Below are 3434 nucleotides of genomic sequence, written 5' to 3' on the forward strand. Positions count from 1 at the left end.
TTTTTTTATTTTTTTTATGTATTCGGAAGCTGAAATATGTTCTTTTCTTAAAAATGCTTTCGCAAACGCTTTCGGTGTCATATAGCCCAATTCATTAGCAATTGCTTTTATGGTATATTCTCTGAATTGCTCATCTGTAGCTAATTTTTCTTTGGCATAACTGACACGTAAATCATTAATGTATTGCGTGAATGTTTTATGTTTATGCGTATTGACAACTTCAGAAATGTAACGGGAGTTTGTTCCAAACCTTTCTGCAAGTAGAGAAAGAGTAATTTTTTTAGTAAGGTAGTGATGATCCTGCTCAAAATTTTGCAGCTTGAAAAGAATATCGTCAACAATACCACTAGCGATATTTATTTTATGGATAGTTGTTTTGTTTTCCATTTGTTTTAAGAGTAAAAATTCTTCCTGTCGTTGAGAAATAAAATCAATAATATAGCTAGCTATCATAATAGTTAATCCAAAGTTCATTACTGATTGTTGAATGGTTTGAAAATCCCCTAATGCTACTACTATAATCATTATAGGAATTGAAAAAAGTCCTAAGTACCCACCAATAATTTTGTATTTAAAATACTTAGTTTCTCTATTTTGATACTTATATATTTTAGCTAGAGCAGAACCTAAATGAACAAAAAAGATAAGTGATAAGATAATAGATACTGAAAGGAATAATGTCTTAGCAAGTTTTAAACGACCAGTTACGCAGTAAGGAATGATAAAAAGCATTACAAAAGATCCTGTCATAGTATAGCATAGCGATTTCACATCAATAAAACTAAAAGAGAAAATTTTAAATTCTTTAAAAACATAATGTATTAGATAGATACATGCCACTATACCTGATGTATATGCTAGAATATTTTGAATATAAATGCTAAGAACTATTCTTTTATCGGGTAATAATCCTGCCAATAAGTTATGAATAATATAGATAATAATAAGGGTTAAAAAGCGTAATCTAGATGTATCCTCTGGTCTGGAAAAATAGAAGAGTAATTGTGCAAATAAAACTAATACCTGAAAAATTAATATTACAAAGGTAATTAAGTGCATTTCTGTACCGAACATATGATTTAATCTTTTTTAAATAGTGTAAATAGAGAGCATACTCAGTTTGATTTTTTTTATCTAAAAAACCACTACGGTAAATTTTAAAAGAGGAGTCTATACAGATCGAAACATTTCTAAAAAGAGTAGAATCATACTTTTCATGCGATTTCATTCCAAAGCTATCTGGAGAAGACTTCTGTTTACCAAAAATTAGTGATTAAATACTGTTTAGACTTTGAGAAAGAGATATTCCACTAGCTTATTGCTATTAAAGAAAGAAGATTCAATATGTCGTCTTGTGATGGTGTAAAATTTGTTTTTATCAATTAAAGATACGTATTGATAATTTTTGAATGTATAAAAAAAATAATCCCTTTTTGTCCTAATGTTTGTAATAATAGCTCGCCCCATGAACTTGTCAAGAATTTATATTTTGTTAGTATGTATATATGTGTTAAGTAGTAATTATGTTACTAAATAAAATTAAAAAAGGGGTAGGACTGTTTTATAGAAACACTACAAATTAACATAAAATATTCTATCCTCTGAGTTTAAGTCATAATTTTCTTGCGGATTTTCATGAAAAGGTAGTGTCTTTTTCGTGAAAAGACGCAATGTTAATTTGTTTTTCAGGAATTTATCCTATTAAATTTACAAAACCCTACCACCAAAAATCAATTTCATTAGTAGAAATATATTATTTTCTGTTAGTGAAATAGCAACTAAATTATAATCATTTATTAGTTTTAATTGAAGAAAGAGATGAAAAAAATCATACTTATAAGGGTATGTGCAGGGCTTACAATGTGTCTACTTCTTATTTCACAAATTCAGCATACGAATTATCTATTTACATCGAACAGCCATTTTGAGAACCCTTGGTTTTCGCGGCTTTATGCAATCGGTGTGGATTCCGCTATTCTTATTTTTGGTTTATGCGGTTGGGTGCGAACATCATTATTTTATTTATTTGTGATGTTAGCTCATAATTTACGATACACTTTTATGCCCTATTAAGTTGTATTCAGGCGGTCACAGTATATAGTTTATGTCACTTATTTATTAAACATGCTGTCATAGATTCACTTCAAGAATCTACAAATATCCCAAAAGAAGTTATAAAAATACATAGTGCTTTCAAAGCGGGTGTGCGCTTTCAAGCGCAACCTTTTATATGTCCTGAATGTGGGGAACATTTTGAGAATTCCAAACAATTAAATGGGCATATTTCAGCTCATAAAGTGCGTAAAGAATGGAAACCAGAACACTATGGTGAATGGGAACTAGAAAATAAGCAACGTATGAAATTATTAGAATAATATGTGTTCATTATGATATAGTAAGAGGTAATTAAGGAATACATTTTTAGGGAAAATACATTAAAAACAGCAATTAGAAATGAAAATACATCTTAGCATTGTATGGAGTGAAAACGCTTTATACAACTCAGGAGAACGTGAAATCAAAGTCAATTGGAAAAAGAAAGGACTGCCAAGACAAGGAGAGACTATCAATATTTCATACTTTATTGAAAAAGAGTATACTCCTAATGAAAGATTTACCTACCAAGATAAAGAAAGAAATGTATTTGATTGGATTGAAAATACAAGCGGTTGGGAAGTAGAAAACGTGAAATGGGATTGTAACAATGGAACTACTTTTCTACATGTTTTAGTGGGAGATAAAAGAGTTCATAATTAGTTCAATATATTTTGAATAAACCATTTTCTATAGCAATAATATTATAAAAAAACATCAAAAATCAACGTATGAAACTTTACAAATATATAATTAAGAATAGTCTAAATAAAAATTTAAACGAAACTGGAATAGGGGAATTATTTGATCTTGAAACTGTAGTTCCGATTGAAATCTTATCTATACTAGAGTTATTTGACGATGAAGCAGGAGAATTGAATATAAAGGTGGATACTGAAAACGTTAGTCATGATATATGTAAAATTGGATAGATTACTACCTAATTATTTAGTCCTCCTATTTTTTTTAGAACGCTTTAAACAGGCTAATTAATAGGGGGTATAAATTGAAAGCCTTATTATTATTAGCACCGCGTGATTTTGTATAAATTCACAAGACTTTTTTTAGAACGATACTGTTAGCTGTCATAAAAAAATGTAAAAAAGACTCGTTATATTTTGAATATACATTGGTTTTAAAACCTGTTAGCATTTATACTTCTAGGTTAAGTGATACTTAAACCATGAAATATGGAACAACTCCCGCTACAAGGAGAATTCCAAAAGAATATTTTTAGATCTTCTACGATCACCGTTAGCATTTTTACTCCCACTACAAGGAGATTTTTGTACACATTTTGAGATTATAAAACTAAGTATTTCCTATAGGGATGATACATG

The 3434-nt window shown here is 29.1% G+C and carries 4 protein-coding genes; 3 read left to right on the plus strand and 1 reads right to left on the minus strand.

What is annotated here, in order from left to right:
• A partial coding sequence (locus N456_RS08810; protein WP_062056025.1) for a helix-turn-helix domain-containing protein occupies window positions 1-1074 on the minus strand: 1074 nt, incomplete at its 3' end.
• A gap of 1130 nt (window positions 1075-2204) precedes the next feature.
• Between N456_RS08810 and N456_RS24370 the strand changes: the two genes are divergently transcribed.
• The 3 genes from N456_RS24370 to N456_RS08820 all read left to right on the plus strand — a co-directional run bounded on the left by N456_RS24370 (window position 2205) and on the right by N456_RS08820 (window position 3026).
• Entirely contained in the window at window positions 2205-2375 is a 171-nt protein-coding gene (locus N456_RS24370) for a C2H2-type zinc finger protein (RefSeq protein ID WP_158447861.1), read from the plus strand.
• A gap of 79 nt (window positions 2376-2454) precedes the next feature.
• Window positions 2455-2757, plus strand: a complete 303-nt coding sequence (locus N456_RS08815; RefSeq protein WP_062056027.1) for a hypothetical protein — start codon at window positions 2455-2457, stop codon at window positions 2755-2757.
• A 68-nt stretch (window positions 2758-2825) separates the two neighbouring features.
• Window positions 2826-3026, plus strand: coding sequence for a hypothetical protein (locus N456_RS08820; protein ID WP_062056030.1), 201 nt, complete (start codon window positions 2826-2828; stop codon window positions 3024-3026).
• Window positions 3027-3434 lie beyond the last annotated feature (408 nt).

It is taken from the genome of Aquimarina longa SW024, assembly GCF_001401755.1.
Taxonomy (GTDB): Bacteria; Bacteroidota; Bacteroidia; order Flavobacteriales; family Flavobacteriaceae; genus Aquimarina; species Aquimarina longa.

Bases quoted from the DNA above. Each gene is read 5' to 3' on its own strand.
- N456_RS08815 (WP_062056027.1), top strand. From the start codon at position 2,455: ATGAAAATACATCTTAGCATTGTATGGAGTGAAAACGCTTTATACAAC.
- N456_RS08820 (WP_062056030.1), top strand. From the start codon at position 2,826: ATGAAACTTTACAAATATATAATTAAGAATAGTCTAAATAAAAATTTA.